Consider the following 16,609-nt stretch of genomic DNA (forward strand, 5'->3'; position numbering starts at 1 on the left):
CGAATTAGCACTCCATTAGGGCTTGGCGGCGATGGTGTCCATGCACTCGGGAAATGAGTGGCGCAGCTCAGCGATGCTGAAAAATGCAAATGTCAGAATGACTTGTTTTTTGTCCGTCCCAACGGGGGGCGGGACGTAACCTGGCGCAAAGCGTCACGACATAAGGAACATGTTCATGTCGAGCATCAATACCAACACCAGCGCAATGGTTGCGCTGCAAACGTTGAAATCCATCAACACCAACCTGTCGAAAACGCAGGACGAGATTTCGACGGGCAAGTCGATTTCGATGGCCAAGGACAACTCGACGGTTTGGATAACCTTGGCATTCGACGAATAGGCCCGCTGGGTGCGGATCATATCGGTCAGTTCGGTGGCTACATCGACGGTCGATTCCTCGCGGGCATAGGATTTTAAGTCACCTGTTGGGCCATCGCCCGCGTCCCACAGGAAATAAGGGCCGCTTTCGACCGAGGGTTTGTAGGTTTGCGAATCCAGCGAGATCAGGCCACCCGGATTGGGCATGTCCACCAGCGGAATCTGGTAAAGAACGCTGGTCACTCCGGTATCAAAGATCGCCTTTACAAAACCGTTGGCATCAACTTCGACCGAGATCATGTTGCCCACCGGACTGCCGTCTTTTACGATGGAAATGGGTGCGAACGTGTCTGACAGTTGCACGATGCCCTGATTGTCGCCCACAGCTCCAATGTTGAATGAGATCGGGCCGCTGGCGACCTCAACAATCACCTGGCCCGTGGCCGGATCATAGGCGCCCCCTGTCGTTGTGGTCACCGAGGCAATGGTGCCGCCGTCTGAACGTGTGTCATTGAAAGTGATGACATATTCACCGATCACAGCACCGTCCTGCGCAGAATCGCGCATGGTCACGGTCCACTCGTTCGAACTGCCAGTGGCCGGCACTGTTGGTGTAAACTCCAGCGCGATGCTTTGTGATGTGCCCAAGTTGTCAAAATATTCCACCGACAGGTTCTGCGCCTCGCCATCTGACCCTGCAATGGTCGAAGTGGCGGGCAGGTTCAGGCCCATGTTCACTTCGGTGGTCGGATCCCCCTTAAGATTCAGCGAAAACCGGATCGGTTCCAGTCCGTCACTGGTATCGCGTGGGAACGACGGAAATGAACCGTCGATGTTTGCAGGCCACCCCATCAGCAACAGGCCGGATTCGCTGGCCAGATAACCGTCTTGGTCAATGCGGAACGATCCGGTGGTGGTCAGCATCATCTTGGCGTTGTTGACGCCGGCAATTAGGCTGGATTTTGCCGCGACGGGCAACATGCCGCGCCCTCGCACCGCAAGGTCGGTGGCATTTGACGTACTGACCAGCGAACCACTTTCATCGATCAACCGCTGCGATGACGCACGTACGCCGCCCGCAGTATAGGACGCACCCGCGTTGGACAGCACCAGTGAATTGAAATCCGTAACAACACGTTTGTACCCGAAGGTACTGGAATTCGCGATGTTATCCGAGATTGACCCAAGCCGGGTCGCGTTGGATTGCAGTCCCGCAATACCTGCGTTGAGCGAAGAAGAAATTGTCATAGATACGCCTTTCTGCTGCATCAGAACAAAGTTGATGCAACAGATAGGCGTGGTGGGCTTAACACCGCACTAACAGATAAAATCCGTTTTATTTGCTCAGAACACTCCCTGCGGTCACCTAAGGAAAGTCACCTTGATCCGGTTGTTGCGTATATCCATCGGATCCAGCGTGGCAGGTTCGCGGTCGGCATAGCCGGTGACCCGCTGCACGCGCCCTGCCGCCAACCCTGCGTCATCCAGCAACTGGCGCATTACTGTCGCCTGCTGGCTGGACCGATCCCAGACCTGAATATCGGCGGCCACCACGGGTTGAGAGGGAACGTGGGCCCCTACGGCTATGTCGTTTTTCACTGATTTCGCGGTTTGTACCAGCACCCCCGCCAGTTTGCGCAACAGCCGCGTCGGCTGACCGGTCTGCGCGTTGAACAATGGCGCATCAGGCAGGGCGAACAGTTCCACCACCAAACCCTCATCCGTTAATCTGGTAATGACGTGTTTCATCTCGTTTTCCATCACATCAGATTCGCCGCCATATCCCAACAATTCGGATTCGAGCAATTTGAGGTCTGCGGTTTCGGCACTTTGCGCTCTTGTGGCGGGGCGTGCTGCCGCCACAGGGCGCGCACCGTTAAAGGGCAGCATCTCTTCTTCGAAGGTGCTGTTGCCGCCGAATGACCCGTTTCCGCCCCCCGAGACCCGATTGATAGCGATCGTCGGCGTAAAATAGTCCGCGATCCCCTTGCGTTGTTTTTCAGTCGTCGCGTTCAACAACCACATCAACATAAAAAAGGCCATCATGGCGGTCACAAAGTCCGCATAAGCAACTTTCCAGGCACCACCATGGTGCCCGCCGCCGCTTACAACCTTTTTACGTTTGATGATGATTGGCGCCGCATTGCCTTGCGCAGCCATCTCACTCACCCTTTTCATTCACCCGACAACAGAGCTAACATCCATCTCTTTCCAGCAACTTAACAAACGCAATTGTAGGTAATACCCGCACCATCAAGGGCAGTTGCACTCGGCTGCACGATCTGCGCTGATGCTCCAAAAGCGCCAACAGGGGATAAACATGGCTGAGCTTACGGTTCTGGACAGCAAATATTCGTGGACGCGGCTGCTGATCACGCTGGGCGTAGCGATGATTGCCAATGTTGGCATGTGGGCAGTGATCGTGATCATGCCTGCGGTCGAGGCCGAGTTTGCCCTGACGCGCGCGCAGGCGTCGATGCCCTACACCCTGACGATGGTCGGTTTTGCGCTGGGCAACTTTGCGATTGGTCGTGCGGTGGACCGGTTCGGGGTGACAGGGTCGCTGATTGCGGCGGCGGTCGGGATTGCGGCGGGCTATGGTCTGGCGATGTACGCAACATCGGTGATGATGCTCAGCGCGGCGCAATTGCTGATTGGCCTGGCTTCGGCTGTGGGCTTTGGCCCGCTGATCGCCGACATTTCGCATTGGTTCATGCGCCGCCGCGGCATTGCTGTCGCCATCGTCGCCAGTGGCAACTATCTGTCAGGGGCAATCTGGCCAATGGTTCTGGCAGGTCTGCTGGCAGATAGTGGCTGGCGAAGTGTTTACACATTTTTGGCTGTGGTCACGCTGGCAACCGTCATCCCGTTGGCATTGCTGCTGCGCCGCCGTGTCCCAGAAGAGGCGCAGAATGCCGCCCAATTCGCATCGGACAGCAATGCCAAATCTGTGGGCTTGGCCCCCCGCCACCTTGCGATGCTGCTGGGGCTGGCGGGTATAGGGTGCTGTGTGGCCATGTCGATGCCGCAGGTGCATATCGTAAGCTATTGCGTCGATCTGGGCTATGGCCCCGTGGCAGGGGCCGAGATGTTATCGCTGATGCTGCTGGGCGGTGTCGCGTCGCGGCTGGTGTCGGGTATGATAGCCGACCAACTGGGCGGCGTACGCACATTGCTGATCGGATCGGCGCTGCAATGTCTGGCGCTGTTCTTCTATCTTCCGTCAGATGGGTTGGTCTCGCTTTACGTTGTGTCGTTGATCTTTGGCCTGTCGCAGGGCGGGATCGTGCCCAGCTATGCGCTGATCGTGCGCGAATACATGCCAGCGCGGGCCGCAGGTTCGTGGGTTGGGTTTGTGCTGATGGCAACGATTGCGGGTATGGCGATTGGTGGCTGGATGTCCGGCTGGATCTATGACGTGACTGGCAGCTATCAGATGGCCTTCTGGAATGGCATTGCCTTCAACCTGCTGAACGTCGGCATCATGCTCTGGCTGCTGTCACGGTCGCGCCCGCGCAAGGCGGGGCTGGTCGCAGCCTAAGCCTTGCTTTTGCCCGAGACCATCGGCGCTGACAGGTGATCCTCGCCACGTGCGCGTGACAATTCGATCTGCCGCTCACGTTCGCGGAAACGTGCCTTGTCCGCCTCTGATGTCTCGTTGATGCACAGATGACAGCTGACGCCAGCTTCGTATTCGGCGCGCGTTTGATCTGCGGGCAGCACCGGACGACGGCAGGCATGGCACAGCATGTGTGGCCCCACGCGAAGCCCGTGGCCAACGCTGACCCGCCCGTCAAAAACGAAGCAGTTTCCGTTCCATGTGCTGTCCTGCTCGGGTACATCTTCAAGGTATTTCAGAATGCCGCCCTTCAGGTGAAACACATCCTCGATCCCCTGACCCAAAAGATAGTTGGTGGATTTCTCGCAGCGAATCCCGCCCGTGCAGAACATCGCGATCTTCTTGTTATGAAAGCGGTCTTTGTTTGCCTCCCACCATGCGGGAAATTCGCCAAAGCTGGTGGTCTGCGGATCAATCGCACCATCAAAGGTGCCAATCGCCACTTCGTAGTCGTTGCGCGTGTCTATCACCGCCACATCATCGCGGGTGATCAGCGCGTTCCAGTCGGCGGTGTCTACGTAATGGCCCGTCCGCGCCGTCGGATCGACGTCGGGCTGCCCCATTGTCACGATCTCGCGTTTAAGCCGGACTTTCATCTTGCCAAAGGGCGGCGTGGTCGAGGTGCTTTCCTTCCACTCCAACCCGTCACAACCGGGCAGCGCACGAATATGCGCCAGCACCGCATCGATGCCTGCACGCGGGCCTGCAATTGTGCCGTTGATACCTTCGCCCGCCAACAGCAGCGTACCTTTGACTTCCTGCGCGGTACACAGGTCCAGCAAAGCAGGCTTGATCGCGGCGGGCGCGTCAAATCGGGTGAAGTGGTAGAGTGCGGCGATAATATACATGTCCGTCAGATACGCCCTTGCTCGGCGCGCATCAAGACGCTCAAATACATCTGCTATGCCTAAATTGTGTTGACCAAAGCCGCAAAGTCAGCGGTTGCGACCATGCGCTATCTTAGCACCATTTGTTGACGGTTGCACCTATGGTCGCTACGCCTGTGTCCAAGCGTGAAAGCCAGCGAGAAGATGATGCAACCCTCCAAAATTGCCCTGATCGTAATCGACGTCCAGAACGACTTTTGCCCCGGGGGCGCGCTGGCCGTGAACGAGGGCGATCTGATCGTGCCTGGCATCAACGCCCTGATGGACGATGCCGACGCTGTGATACTGACGCAAGACTGGCATCCGGCGGGACACTCTTCCTTTGCCTCGTCGCATGAAGGGCGCGACCCCTTTGCGTTGATCCAAATGCCCTATGGTCCGCAGGTTTTGTGGCCCGAGCATTGCATTCAGGGCAGCGCGGGCGGCGCTTTCCATGCCGATCTGAACACCGACCGGGCAGATATGGTGATCCGCAAGGGCTTCAATCCTGCCATCGACAGTTATTCGGCGTTTTTCGAGAATGACCATCAAACCCCGACCGGACTGGAAGGTTATTTGCGCACCCGTGGCATAAAGAAACTGACGATGGTCGGACTGGCTACGGATTTTTGCGTTAACTTCTCGGCAGTGGATGCGGCGAAACTGGGCTTTGACGTGACCGTGCAAATGGACCTGTGCCGCGCCATTGATTTGGATGGCTCGCTTATTGCAGCCGTTGACGGGATGAACGCGGCAGGCGTGACGCTGGCCTGAGGTAACTCAGCCCCGCGCCATGCCCACCGCTTTTCGTAGTTGGTTCTCATATAGCTTCAATCTGCGGCAGAACCCTGTGTAGTTCCGCGATGCTGGTGATTTTGGTCATTTGCTCGGCCTTGGTCCAACATGCACTGAAATGGCCGCAGGATCACAAGTTGATGGCAAGCTGCGCACGGCACTTTGCACTGCGCACACCCTTGCCTCGGACACGCGCAGCGGGCAGAACGGTGCGAAGTGTCTGAGGAACTCCAATATGGTCGACATCGCCACGCGCGTCTGGAATCACAAGTGGAAGATCGACCCGATCATTCGCTCGCTGATCGACACGGACTTTTACAAGCTGCTGATGTGCCAAAGCATCTTTCGTAACAAACCCGACACGCAAGTTACATTTTCGCTGATCAATCGTACAAAATCGATTCCGCTGGCCGATCTGATCGACGAGGGCGAATTGCGCGAACAACTGGACCATGTGCGGTCGCTGTCGCTGTCGCGTGGCGAAAGCACATGGCTGCGGGGTAACACCTTCTATGGCAAGCGCCAGATGTTCCGTTCCGACTTTATGGAATGGTTCGAAGGCCTGCGCCTGCCGCCCTACCATCTGGAACGCAAGGGCGACCAATACGAATTGACCTTCGAGGGCAAATGGCACGAGGTTATGCTGTGGGAAATTCCCGCGTTGGCGATCTTGATGGAGCTGCGCGGACGCGCGGTGCTGGACGGGATGGACCGGTTCGAACTGCAAATCCTCTATGCACGTGCCATGACCCGCGTTTGGGAAAAGATCGAAGCACTGCGCGAGGTGGACGATCTGAGTATTGCTGATTTTGGCACGCGACGACGGCATTCGTTCCTTTGGCAGGACTGGTGCGTTCAGGCGATGCAGGAGGGCATGGGCGGAAAGTTCATAGGTACTTCGAACTGCAAGATCGCCATGCACCGCGAGATGGAAGCGATCGGCACCAACGCCCACGAGTTGCCGATGGTCTACGCCGCTCTTGCCGAAAGCGACGAAGAACTGTTCCGTGCGCCCTATGACGTGCTGTCCGATTGGCACGACGAACATGACGGTAACCTGCGCATTATTCTGCCCGATACCTACGGCACCAAAGGATTCCTTGATAACGCTCCCGGCTGGTTGGCTGGCTGGACCGGCATCCGCATCGACAGCGGCGATCCCGCTGCCGCTGCCGAAGTGGCCATTGACTGGTGGAAAAGCCGCGGTGAAGACCCCACGCAAAAACGTGTGATCTTCTCAGACGGGCTGGACGTGGACAGCATTATCGCGCTGCAACAGCAGTTCAGGGGGCGCGTCCAGCCGTCATTCGGTTGGGGCACTTTGCTGACCAATGATTTCCGTGGATTGGTGCCCAACGATGCGTTGGCGCCGTTCTCGCTGGTGTGCAAAGCCGTTTCTGCCAACGGTCGGCCCACGGTCAAACTGTCGGACAACCCCAACAAGGCGATGGGCCCACAATCCGAGATTGATCGCTACAAACGGGTGTTCGGGGTGGGTGAGCAGGACAAAGTCGAGGTGGTGGTTTAGACCACCTCTCGCCCCTCCCGCCAGACAATCAGCAACCCGCCCGCCGCGATCAGGATCGCGCCGGGGAAAAGCGCGTCCCACGGGGTTTCGTTGAAGAACAACCAGCCCAGCAGGAATGCGAAGGGTATGCCGAAGTACGAAAACGGGGCTAGATTGGCCTGTTCCGTCATCCGCTGGCTGACCACGATGATCAGCACTGCCGTGCCGCCGAAGGCCCCCATTGCCATCAACCACAGGATGTCTGCCTTGGCGACCGCGCTGAACCCGCCCAGTGCCAGTGCCAGCACGATTGATCCCACAACAGCAGTCGTATTCGAATAGAAGCTGACCAGTGGGCTGGGCACCTCTTCGTCGAACATCCGCGCAGTCACGGCCACCAGCGCATACATCAGTGCCGCCCCCAAAGGATACAGCGCGTCGGTCGAGAACGTGTCGCTTCCCGGTTGCATCACCAGCACCACCCCGACAAAACCGATCATTACAGCGCTCCATCGCACCCAGCCGACAACTTCGCCCAGCAACGGCACAGCAAGTGCGGTCATGAAAAGGGCGTTGGCATAGGTGATGGTGGATGCGGTGGCAAATTCCATACGTCCCAGAGACAGATAGAAAAACAACTGAGCCATCGTGACAATGGCACCCCGTCCCAACGCCAGCTTCCATTGCCGGATTTTGAGACTGCGACCGCTTGCGTGCCACGCCCGTGATGTTGCCAATGCGATCAGCGCAGGGATCAGGCCAAAGATATTACGCCATGCACTGAGTTCGGCAGCGGAATAGTGATCGGACAGCAGTTTGATGATCAGCCCCATGCCATCAAACAAGGTCAGAGCAATCAGGCTCAACACGATGGCATGGCCGGTTTTATCGGTGGCGCGTTTCACAAAGACACAGTCCTGTCAGGGTCGCGGATCACCTAAGCGTACCTTGGCAACGATGACCAGCGCCGCTAGTCTGGATCAACCCGTCCACGCAGCGCCTTGACCTCGCCGCGTACTTTTTTCTCTTTGAGCCGCCGCTTTTTCGATCCCAGCGTGGGCCGTGTGGCGATGCGACGTTTGGGCCTGACCAGTGCCGCCTTGATTAAATCGACCAGCCGTTCGCGGGCAATGTCGCGGTTGCGGGCCTGACTGCGCGTCTCTTCGCACTGGATGATCAATGCGCCTTCGGTCGTCCAGCGTCGTCCGGCCAATCGTTTCAGCCTTGTTTTCACCGGATCGGGTAAACTGGGGCTGCGCGCAGCCTCGAACCGCAGTTCGACCGCCGAGGAAACCTTGTTCACATTCTGCCCACCGGGCCCTGAGGACCGCACGAAGTTCTCGGACAGTTCCCAATCTTCGATGGCGATGGTGTCATTGATACGCAGCATGGCCCCGTTATCGCATCGGAACGATCCGGCGGGAAGGGGTGATTGCCCCGTAAAACCCTGCCAGTGACCGGCGTTTGCGCCTGGCGCTATCCGCGCGCCAAAGCTGTGACTGCCCGAGCCGGATGTTAAAAAGGGCCGCTTGGCGTTTGCCAGCGGCCCTTCGAAAGTTTCAGGAGGCGGGGTCGGTTAGACCAAATGGTCCACATGGTGGATCACATCGCCAAGGACTGCCTTACCGGGCGTTCCTCCAAGCTGTTCCGACACCTCTCTCCAATACCTTTCTGGACACTAGAGCACCTCCTTTCAATTGTTTCAGATACTTGAAGGTTGGCACGTATGTTCAAATTGTCAAAACATTTTTTTATACTAGGCGACGGGTAATGGCCCGAAACGGGATAAGTGCCAACAAAGCCAGCAATAATTTCACCGACCAGTCTGCAATCGCCAAAGATACCCAAAGCGGTGCGACTGGGCCAAAGCCCAGCAACGGAAGTGCTTCGGATGCCCACGCGACATCCGTTTCAGGATGGATAAACGCCAGCGATCCGGCAAAGGCAATCGAGAAGAAAAGGATCGTATCGACGCTGCTGCTGACCAATGTCGATGCCAGTGGCGCACGCCACCAAGCGCCACCGCGCAATGCCGAAAAAATCGCAACGTCCAGCAGCTGTGCGGTCAGGAATGCAATGCCCGACCCGATGGCGATGCGCACGGTGACCAGCGGACCGAATTCGCCCATGATCTGGGTGCCGATCAGGCTACAGATTACGCCCACGACAAAACCGGCCAGCACGACCTTGCGTGCGGCGGGGGCGCCATAGACGCGGTTCATGATGTCGGTGACCAGAAAGGCTAGCGGATAGGTGAATGCCCCCCAAGTCAGCCATTGGCCGAACAGGAATTGGACAAGAATATTGGAGGCCACGACGATGGCGGCCATGGCGATAATGCCGGGGATATGTGCGCGATTCATGATGTGTTCCGTTTTTACAAGGGTGCGGCGACTTGGCCCACCATCATGGCAGACGGGCGGTCCATAGGCCCAAGTGCGCAGCCGTGCAAGCTATTCCGTAAGGGTGAATTCGACGATCTGGTTGCTGAAGAACGGGTAAAAGTTGTCATCAGCTACCAACGTCAGATGGGTAATACCCTGCGCATCGTGCCAGACACTCAACCCTTCAAGGTTGCCATAGGTGCCGGGATCGGTGATCAGCAGCGTGGTCTCGGTCAGGTCTGGTGCCGACAGATCGAACCGGCGGATGCGGGTGGCAAACCCCCGCAAGGACAGGCTGCGTTCCAGCAGATAGAACAGCCCATCGGGTCCGAAATCGGCACCTGTGGCCAGAAAGGTGTCTTTGCGAGGAATGAATGGTCCCTTTGACCATGTCCCGTCTTTGTATTGGTAGACCGGAAAAGGTGCTGTATTGCTGGCAGAGACTTCCGGCACTGTCACAAGCGTTCCATCTGCCGCAATCGCCAACGCCTCCAGCGCCCTGTTTTCGACCAGACCCTTGAAATCCGGATGTCCCGGATGCCGGACCAAGCTGCCGTCGGGCTGCTCGATGGCGATCCCTGACTGTCCCTCCATCGACAGATGCAAGGTGCCGTTCGCATCCACGGCCAGCCCCTCGGTGTCGCCCAATTTGGCAGCGCGATCATCGTGGACAGCACTGATCACCTCGACCGCTTCGCCCGACCGGTCCAGCGTCAGGTGGTACAGACCACCGCGATCTGACAGCACCAGTGCTTCGACACCGCCATCAGACATTTCGATCGCCGACAGCCCGCCAAACCCCTCCGACAGACGCGGCAGCGTTATCACGCCATCCAGTGTCAGTGTCGGTTCAGCTTGTACGCAGGCTGCCGCGCAGATCAGCGCGAGTGCAGAACGCCAGAGCATTGTTGGGGCAGATCGGCAACTTTGTATTCGCGGCGCGGTTTCGGCTTGGGTGCGTTGGGATCTGGCGGCGGCGGGTTCAGGATGTTGTTGACCCACTGCTGCGCATCGTCACAGCCGTCGCCGGGGGGCGGTGCCGCCTGATCGATGCAGCCGCGCGCACCCTTGGGACAGGCCAGACGGACATGAAAGTGATAGTGGTGACCATACCACGGACGCACCTTGCGCAGCCATGACCGGTCGCCTTTTTCATCCTTGCACATCTGCACCTTGGCACCGGGAAACACAAAGATCCGCGCGGTACGTTTGTCCTGGGCGGCGGCCTTGATGATTTCGTGATGCGCGCGGGTCCATGATCCGTTGGTATACGCTCCTTTCGAGCGGCGCGTGGAAACCGACGAGATATTCTCGCGCTCGGCCACGCTGAGGTTCAGGTTCGCCGCAGGCAGCATCCAGATGTCGGCATCCAACCCGATCTGGTGGCTGGCGTGGCCGGTCAGCATCGGCCCGCCGCGCGGCTGGCTCATGTCGCCGACATAGATGCCGTTCCACCCCGGTTGCTGTGCGGCCTTGCGGCTGAGATTTTCGACGAAATCGACCAGTTCGGGGTGCCCCCAGTTGCGGTTGCGTGACAGGCGCATAGCTTGCCATGTTGGTCCGGTTTCGGCCAACTGTTCGGAGCCGGCTGCGCAGCCCTTGGAATAGCTGCCATATGGTGCAGGTGTCTGCTGCGATCCGATTCTTTGGGCACCAAAGACAGCCTTGGCCGACCCTTGCAATGTGGCGGGGTCGATATCGGGTAACGGCGTGCCATCAATATTGGTATCAGACTGGCCGCTGCAGGCAGCGGTCACAACCATCAGGGCGGCTATACAAAAACGACGCAAAAACATTACTCGACCTCTCCATCCGGTTTCACCCAGATTAACATGATCAACCCGATTGCAAAGAGTACGATCAGCGGCGATACGCCAAAGCGCTGGCTTCCGCTGATTTGCGAGGCAACAGCGATCAGGGCGGGGGCAAGAAAGGTCGTGGCCTTGCCCGACAGTGCATAAAGACCAAAGGCTTCGGTCATCCGTTCGGAATTGCCTTGACGGGTCAGCATGTTGCGGCTGGCGCTTTGCAACACGCCACCAGCCGCGCCGATCAGCATACCGGCGACATAAAACAGGATGTCAGGCAGGCTCGATCCTTCGGCCAACTGGATGCCAAAGGCCGATGTCGGTGACAGCGACACAATCAGAATGGCGGTGCCCATCAGGATAAGGCAGCACAGGATAATCAGCGGCTTTGGCCCCAACGCACGGTCGGCATAGCCCCCCAGCCAACAGAACAACGCTCCGCTGGCTGCCGCGATAATGCCAAAAATGCCCACTTCTGTGATGCTCCAGTTCAGCACACCCAGCGCATAGATGCCGCCAAAGGTATACATCCCGTTCAACGCGTCGCGGTAGAACATCGACGACCCCAGATAGGCCAGAAGACTGGGATTGCCTGGCAGGTTCACCAGAGTTTGTTTCAATTCTTTCAGCCCGTTGCCGAACTTATATCTCAGGCGTGGCGCGTCGGGGGGTGTTTCCTTGACCCACAAAAAGAAGGGGATCATGAAAACCGCAAACCAGATCGCGCTGAACGGCCCTACGACGCGCGTGTCGGCCTTGGTCGCGGGGTCCAAACCGAACAGCGGTTCAAACCCGGCCATTGTACGACCTGACTCTCCGGCCTGAAACAGCGCCAGCATCAGCAGCAAGGCCAGAACCCCGCCCGCATACCCAAAGCCCCAGCCCGACCCCGAGATTTTACCCAACTCGTCTTTGGGGCCAAGCGACGGTAGATAGCTGTTGGTAAAGATCGTTGCGAACTCCATCCCGACCAGCCCGATGCCAAAGAAGAACAGTGCCCAGATCACCGAAAAGTCCTGCGGAGCTGTCCACCAGAGGGCGTAGGCGCCGATGAAATAAAACGCTGAAAACAGCCATATCCACGGCATCCGGCGGCCTGAACTGTCTGCAATGCCGCCCAGAATGGGCGCCAGAATGGCAATCGACACGCCCGCCACGGTCAACCCATAGCCCCACAACGCCTGCGCCTGCGCTTTGGCGGCGGTCTCGGCCATGCCGTCGGCCATCAGTTGCGCCGCCGCGGTTTGGGCAAAATAGGGGCCAAAAATAAAGGTCAGCATCAGCGTATTGTATGGCTGGCTGGCCCAGTCGAAAAAATACCAGCCCCAGATGCGTTTACTCAATGATACGTCCGCCATGTTCGCCCCAGTGCTATTGCTGGCGTGATTAGAAACAGGGGCGACCACCAGAGGCAAGGAAAGGTTTACGCAGGCGGTAAAATCGCGTCCTGCATGGGCGGCCACGGGCGGGTGCCTTCGGCTTTTATCCATGCCGTAATCCAGTCGGGAACCGGCGGGCTGATCGGGTTTTGTCCCAACGCTTCGGCGGCGCGGGCGGGGTTGATGGCGCGGCCGTTCTCCAATAAGGCAGAGCGATACAGCACATGGCTGGCGCATTCGCCATTGGTCTTCCACATGGACTGTTCCAGATACATGAACCGCTGGTCCCAGCACACCAGCCGCGATTTCATGGTAAACCGTTCGAACATGGTAATCCGGCGACGATACCGCACCGAAGCGCCTGCCATCGTCAGCGCCCACTTGTTCTTGAACAGAACCGACACCAACCCGCCCCGCTGCGCCATTGCCAGACGTCCCAGATCATATAGCGTCAACGTGCGCCCGTTGTTCAGTTCGCCGAACATATCGATATCCCACGGCCAGCAGATGTGGTGGCTGGTGTGAATGTCGCCAAAACCGGCCAAGGGCGGCAGACGGCGGGCGATCATGATCTCTTTGAACAGGCGGATGAACGGGAACATGCGTTTGGCTCCTTTTTCGGCCCTGTTCAGTGCAGTGCGGCAACGCTGTCAACCATCACCTCGCGGCAGACTTGCCCTTTTGCCAAGGCATGACTAGTTGGAGTGCAACCAAAGAGGTGAGACCGATGCAATCGCTGTTCCAAATCCTGATGCTGCTGCTTAATATCGTGTGGTTTTTCGTTATCGCCCACGTGATAATGAGTTGGCTTATCAACTTTCAGGTGCTTAACCAGCGCCAACCAATTGTCGCCCAAATCTGGTACGGTCTGAACCGTCTGCTAGAGCCGATCTATAGCCGCATCCGCCAAGTTCTGCCTCCGATGGGCGGGCTGGATCTGGCACCACTGGTTTTGCTGGTGTTGGTGGCTGTTCTGCGCATCGTGCTGATGAACAACGCCGCTGTGTTTTATTAAAATGCGGTCTTTGGGGGCGCTGTTCCCAGCGCTCCTGCGGTCTTTTTTTGAGCCAGAGAGGCAGCAGACCTTGTTCACGGATTCTTAGTGTGTGACTCTGCATCAAAAGAGCAGACAATTCACATCAAGGTTTCCATATGACAGGCGCTGCCACGCTTTTGTCCGACGTATTCGGCTTTGACGCCTTCCGCCCGGGGCAAGAAGAGATCGTGCATGCCGTGGCCGAGGGCGAAAACGTCTTGGCTATCATGCCGACCGGCGGCGGCAAATCCTTGTGTTTCCAACTGCCCGCGTTGATGCGTGAGGGCGTGACGGTGGTGATTTCACCGCTGATCGCGTTGATGCGCGACCAGGTGCGCGCGCTGCAAGAGGCGGGCGTCTCTGCCGGGGCGCTGACATCCGGCAACACACCCGAAGAAACCGACGCCGTATGGGAGGCGTTGGAGCGCGGCGAGCTGAAGCTGCTTTATATGGCACCCGAGCGATTGGCTGCAGGGTCGGCGATGGGCATGTTGCGCCGCATCGGTGTGTCGATGATTGCCGTAGACGAGGCCCATTGCGTCAGCCAGTGGGGTCATGATTTCCGCCCCGATTACCTGCGCATTGGCGAGTTGCGCCGCACGTTGAACGTGCCGCTGGCGGCTTTCACCGCTACCGCCGACATCGAAACCCAAGCCGAGATTGTGCAAAAGCTGTTCGATGGACAGCCGCCGCGTGCCTTTCTGCGTGGGTTTGACCGGCCTAACATCCATCTGGCCTTTGCCGCCAAGGACGGGCCGCGCGCGCAAATCCTGAACTTTGCCGCCGCGCGCAAAGGGCAGTCGGGCATCGTCTATTGCGGCACTCGTGCCAAGACCGAAACGCTGGCCCAAGCGTTGCGCGAGGCCGGGCATGGCGCGATCCACTACCATGGCGGCATGGAGGCCGAAGACCGCCGCATCGCCGAACGCCGTTTCCAGCAAGAAGACGGGCTGATTGTTGTGGCAACCGTCGCCTTTGGCATGGGCATCGACAAGCCCGACATTCGCTGGGTGGCCCACGCCGACCTGCCCAAAAGCATCGAGGCCTACTATCAGGAAATCGGTCGTGCAGGGCGCGATGGTGCGCCTGCCGAAACCCTAACCCTGTTCGGGCCGGACGACATCAAGCTGCGCCGCTCGCAGATCGACGAGGGTCTGGCCCCGCCCGAACGCCGCACAGCCGATCACGGACGGTTGAACGCGCTTCTGGGCTTGGCCGAAGCGCTGGACTGCCGGCGCAAATCGCTGCTGAACTATTTTGGAGAAACCGACGCGACTTGTGGCAACTGCGATCTGTGCGACAAACCCGCCGAGGTGTTCGACGGTACCACCGCCGTGCGCAAGGCGCTGTCTGCGATGTTGCGCACGGACGAATGGTTTGGCGCGGGCCACCTGATCGACATCTTGCTGGGCAACCGCACCGACAAGATCACACAGCGCGGCCACGACAGCCTGCCGACCTACGGCGTTGGAACAGAATACGACAAACGCCAGTGGCAGGCGGTGTTCCGGCAGATGATGGGCCACGATCTTATTCGCCCCGATCCGGCCCGCCACGGAGCGCTGCGCATGACCGACGCAGCCCTGCCTATCCTGCGCGACGAGGCCACGATCAACCTGCGTCGTGACAGCATCCGCAGCGCGGGCACAAATCGCCGTCCAGCCGTCAAGGAAATGGTATCCGAAGAAGACACGCCACTGCTGAGCGCGCTTAAGGCGCAGCGCCGCGCACTGGCCGAGGCGGCGCGGGTGCCTGCCTATGTCATCTTTACCGACCGCACATTGATCGAAATGGCAGAAAACCGCCCTTCCAATCTGGATGCAATGGCAGGGATCAGCGGCGTTGGCGCAAAGAAACTTGAACGCTATGGCGACACGTTTTTGCAGGTCATCAATGGTGCCGTGAACGATGTGCATCCAACGCGCCGCAAGCTGGCGGGACGCGTGGCGGGAACCGTCTATGACCAGTTGATGGACGCGCAGGCGCAACTGGCGCGCGGGTCCGGAGGCACCGACAAACCGCTGAGTTGTTCGGCGTCGCAACTGGCAAAAGTGGCGCAGATGCGCAGTGCCGATGCGGTGGCGTTGGAACGTCTGTTGGGTGAACGCCGCGCCGAAAGATTCGGAGCGGCGTTTCTGGCAGTGTTGTCCGGAGCCTAGCCCACCGCTTCCATCAGGTTGGCGTCATATTCCTTCATCGCTTTTACGGACGGGCGCGCCAGGCAGCGATCAATCCACTCTTTGACCTGTGGAATATCGGGCGCAAAATCCGGCATGAACTGGAATGGCGAGACCATAATCAGATCGGCAGCGGTGAAATCATCGCCCAGCAAAAAGGGTCGTTCTGACAGTGTCTCGCCCAGATGTGTGTAGATTTCTTGCGGTCCCCGGAACGTAATGTGAAACACGGGATGGTCGATTTCGGCCACCAAACCGATCAACACCGGCTCGACCACATTGCCGTAATACGCCAGCCAGCTGAGGTAACTGCCACGGCGGGCGTCACCGATTTGCATACCCATCGGGCTGGCAAAATGATCAGTCAGATACTGGACGATTGCGTTGCTTTCGCGGATCAGCGTGCCGTCATGGTCCAGAAACGGCACTTTGCCTTCTGGATGCGGGTTGGCTGGATCGGGTGCGCCGACGTTGCCCTGACGGACCAGACCGACAGTACGGACATCGACCCTGTCGAGGACATCCATCTCGATCAGCAACTGGATGATGCGGGACGAGCGGGTGTTGGCACCGTGATAAAGCGTGAGCATGATAATTCCTCCGGTTCGGTTTCATTGCCCTTGGAATAGCCCACAGTGCTGACAATTCCTGACAGTATGTTAATGGCGGGCGTCGTCGTCTGGACCTTCATGGCCTGTCAGACTAGGTCAGGTACAAACC

General features: G+C 58.4%; 16 protein-coding genes and 1 pseudogene. 6 read left to right on the forward strand and 11 right to left on the reverse strand.

The features are described 5' to 3' along the window. Nucleotides 1-205 precede the first annotated feature (205 nt). A complete protein-coding gene (locus SULPSESMR1_RS25465) occupies nt 206-340 on the forward strand; it encodes a hypothetical protein (protein ID WP_240311479.1) in 135 nt (44 codons plus the stop codon). On the opposite strand, the pseudogene SULPSESMR1_RS16220 reads toward SULPSESMR1_RS25465, so the two are convergent. Both SULPSESMR1_RS16220 and SULPSESMR1_RS16225 read right to left on the reverse strand, forming a co-directional pair. Further along, nucleotides 304-1,566 (reverse strand): annotated as a pseudogene (locus SULPSESMR1_RS16220) (flagellar hook protein FlgE); the annotation flags it as partial. The gene SULPSESMR1_RS25465 and the pseudogene SULPSESMR1_RS16220 sit on opposite strands and share 37 nt — an antisense overlap. A 114-nt stretch (nt 1,567-1,680) precedes the next feature. Further along, the gene (locus tag SULPSESMR1_RS16225) at nt 1,681-2,478 is read right to left on the reverse strand and encodes a flagellar motor protein MotB (RefSeq protein WP_089421807.1); all 798 of its coding nucleotides are present in this window, start codon (nt 2,476-2,478) and stop codon (nt 1,681-1,683) included. Between the two features lie 160 nt (nt 2,479-2,638). Between SULPSESMR1_RS16225 and SULPSESMR1_RS16230 the strand changes: the two genes are divergently transcribed. Continuing rightward, nucleotides 2,639-3,859, forward strand: a complete 1,221-nt coding sequence (locus SULPSESMR1_RS16230; protein ID WP_089422371.1) for an MFS transporter — start codon at nt 2,639-2,641, stop codon at nt 3,857-3,859. Here SULPSESMR1_RS16230 and SULPSESMR1_RS16235 read toward each other — a convergent pair. After that, complete coding sequence (locus SULPSESMR1_RS16235; protein ID WP_089421808.1) at nt 3,856-4,785, reverse strand: rhodanese-related sulfurtransferase; 930 nt, start codon at nt 4,783-4,785, stop codon at nt 3,856-3,858. The genes SULPSESMR1_RS16230 and SULPSESMR1_RS16235 overlap by 4 nt on opposite strands. A 186-nt stretch (nt 4,786-4,971) precedes the next feature. On the opposite strand from SULPSESMR1_RS16235, the gene pncA reads away from it, so the two are divergent. Together pncA and pncB are read left to right on the forward strand one after the other, a co-directional pair. After that, the gene (gene pncA / locus SULPSESMR1_RS16240) at nt 4,972-5,577 is read left to right on the forward strand and encodes a bifunctional nicotinamidase/pyrazinamidase (RefSeq protein ID WP_157729032.1); all 606 of its coding nucleotides are present in this window, start codon (nt 4,972-4,974) and stop codon (nt 5,575-5,577) included. A gap of 256 nt (nt 5,578-5,833) precedes the next feature. Continuing rightward, the gene (pncB, locus tag SULPSESMR1_RS16245; protein WP_089422372.1) at nt 5,834-7,126 is read left to right on the forward strand and encodes a nicotinate phosphoribosyltransferase; all 1,293 of its coding nucleotides are present in this window, start codon (nt 5,834-5,836) and stop codon (nt 7,124-7,126) included. Here pncB and SULPSESMR1_RS16250 read toward each other — a convergent pair. From SULPSESMR1_RS16250 to SULPSESMR1_RS16280, 7 genes are all read right to left on the reverse strand, one after another. Beyond that, on the reverse strand, nt 7,123-8,010 hold the full coding sequence (locus SULPSESMR1_RS16250) for a DMT family transporter (RefSeq protein WP_240311424.1): 888 nt from the start codon (nt 8,008-8,010) through the stop codon (nt 7,123-7,125). The genes pncB and SULPSESMR1_RS16250 overlap by 4 nt on opposite strands. A 65-nt stretch (nt 8,011-8,075) precedes the next feature. Further along, the gene (arfB, locus tag SULPSESMR1_RS16255; protein WP_089421810.1) at nt 8,076-8,495 is read right to left on the reverse strand and encodes an alternative ribosome rescue aminoacyl-tRNA hydrolase ArfB; all 420 of its coding nucleotides are present in this window, start codon (nt 8,493-8,495) and stop codon (nt 8,076-8,078) included. Nucleotides 8,496-8,856: 361 nt separating this feature from the next. Further along, on the reverse strand, nt 8,857-9,468 hold the full coding sequence (locus tag SULPSESMR1_RS16260; RefSeq protein ID WP_089421811.1) for a queuosine precursor transporter: 612 nt from the start codon (nt 9,466-9,468) through the stop codon (nt 8,857-8,859). A gap of 90 nt (nt 9,469-9,558) precedes the next feature. Beyond that, entirely contained in the window at nt 9,559-10,395 is an 837-nt protein-coding gene (locus tag SULPSESMR1_RS16265; RefSeq protein ID WP_089421812.1) for an esterase-like activity of phytase family protein, read from the reverse strand. After that, on the reverse strand, nt 10,368-11,285 hold the full coding sequence (mepA, locus tag SULPSESMR1_RS16270) for a penicillin-insensitive murein endopeptidase (RefSeq protein ID WP_089421813.1): 918 nt from the start codon (nt 11,283-11,285) through the stop codon (nt 10,368-10,370). The genes SULPSESMR1_RS16265 and mepA overlap by 28 nt, the downstream gene beginning before the upstream one ends. Then, nucleotides 11,285-12,655 (reverse strand): MFS transporter, encoded by a 1,371-nt coding sequence (locus SULPSESMR1_RS16275; protein WP_089421814.1) that lies wholly within the window; start codon nt 12,653-12,655, stop codon nt 11,285-11,287. Before SULPSESMR1_RS16275 ends, mepA begins: the two co-directional genes overlap by 1 nt. 65 nt (nt 12,656-12,720) lie before the next feature. Then, nucleotides 12,721-13,278 (reverse strand): acyl-CoA thioesterase, encoded by a 558-nt coding sequence (locus SULPSESMR1_RS16280; RefSeq protein WP_089421815.1) that lies wholly within the window; start codon nt 13,276-13,278, stop codon nt 12,721-12,723. A 125-nt stretch (nt 13,279-13,403) separates the two neighbouring features. Here SULPSESMR1_RS16280 and SULPSESMR1_RS16285 point away from each other — a divergent pair, with 125 nt between their 5' ends. Continuing rightward, nucleotides 13,404-13,691: a YggT family protein gene (locus SULPSESMR1_RS16285; RefSeq protein ID WP_089421816.1), complete on the forward strand. Its 288-nt coding sequence runs from the start codon at nt 13,404-13,406 to the stop codon at nt 13,689-13,691. Nucleotides 13,692-13,828: 137 nt separating this feature from the next. Beyond that, nucleotides 13,829-15,871, forward strand: a complete 2,043-nt coding sequence (recQ, locus tag SULPSESMR1_RS16290; RefSeq protein ID WP_089421817.1) for a DNA helicase RecQ — start codon at nt 13,829-13,831, stop codon at nt 15,869-15,871. On the opposite strand, the gene SULPSESMR1_RS16295 is transcribed toward recQ, so the two are convergent. After that, nucleotides 15,868-16,479, reverse strand: coding sequence for a glutathione S-transferase family protein (locus tag SULPSESMR1_RS16295; protein ID WP_089421818.1), 612 nt, complete (start codon nt 16,477-16,479; stop codon nt 15,868-15,870). The genes recQ and SULPSESMR1_RS16295 overlap by 4 nt on opposite strands. Between the last annotated feature and the right edge of the window lie 130 nt (nt 16,480-16,609).

This window comes from Pseudosulfitobacter pseudonitzschiae, from assembly GCF_002222635.1.
Taxonomy (GTDB): Bacteria; Pseudomonadota; Alphaproteobacteria; order Rhodobacterales; family Rhodobacteraceae; genus Pseudosulfitobacter; species Pseudosulfitobacter pseudonitzschiae_A.

Coding starts and splice junctions, on each gene's coding strand:
- SULPSESMR1_RS16235 (WP_089421808.1), bottom strand. CDS start 4,785: ATGTATATTATCGCCGCACTCTACCACTTCACCCGATTTGACGCGCCC.
- SULPSESMR1_RS16275 (WP_089421814.1), bottom strand. CDS start 12,655: ATGGCGGACGTATCATTGAGTAAACGCATCTGGGGCTGGTATTTTTTC.
- mepA (WP_089421813.1), bottom strand. CDS start 11,285: ATGTTTTTGCGTCGTTTTTGTATAGCCGCCCTGATGGTTGTGACCGCT.
- pncA (WP_157729032.1), top strand. CDS start 4,972: ATGCAACCCTCCAAAATTGCCCTGATCGTAATCGACGTCCAGAACGAC.
- pncB (WP_089422372.1), top strand. CDS start 5,834: ATGGTCGACATCGCCACGCGCGTCTGGAATCACAAGTGGAAGATCGAC.
- SULPSESMR1_RS16260 (WP_089421811.1), bottom strand. CDS start 9,468: ATGAATCGCGCACATATCCCCGGCATTATCGCCATGGCCGCCATCGTC.
- SULPSESMR1_RS16280 (WP_089421815.1), bottom strand. CDS start 13,278: ATGTTCCCGTTCATCCGCCTGTTCAAAGAGATCATGATCGCCCGCCGT.
- SULPSESMR1_RS16295 (WP_089421818.1), bottom strand. CDS start 16,479: ATGCTCACGCTTTATCACGGTGCCAACACCCGCTCGTCCCGCATCATC.
- SULPSESMR1_RS16225 (WP_089421807.1), bottom strand. CDS start 2,478: ATGGCTGCGCAAGGCAATGCGGCGCCAATCATCATCAAACGTAAAAAG.
- SULPSESMR1_RS16265 (WP_089421812.1), bottom strand. CDS start 10,395: ATGCTCTGGCGTTCTGCACTCGCGCTGATCTGCGCGGCAGCCTGCGTA.
- SULPSESMR1_RS16230 (WP_089422371.1), top strand. CDS start 2,639: ATGGCTGAGCTTACGGTTCTGGACAGCAAATATTCGTGGACGCGGCTG.
- arfB (WP_089421810.1), bottom strand. CDS start 8,495: ATGCTGCGTATCAATGACACCATCGCCATCGAAGATTGGGAACTGTCC.
- recQ (WP_089421817.1), top strand. CDS start 13,829: ATGACAGGCGCTGCCACGCTTTTGTCCGACGTATTCGGCTTTGACGCC.
- SULPSESMR1_RS16285 (WP_089421816.1), top strand. CDS start 13,404: ATGCAATCGCTGTTCCAAATCCTGATGCTGCTGCTTAATATCGTGTGG.
- SULPSESMR1_RS25465 (WP_240311479.1), top strand. CDS start 206: ATGGTTGCGCTGCAAACGTTGAAATCCATCAACACCAACCTGTCGAAA.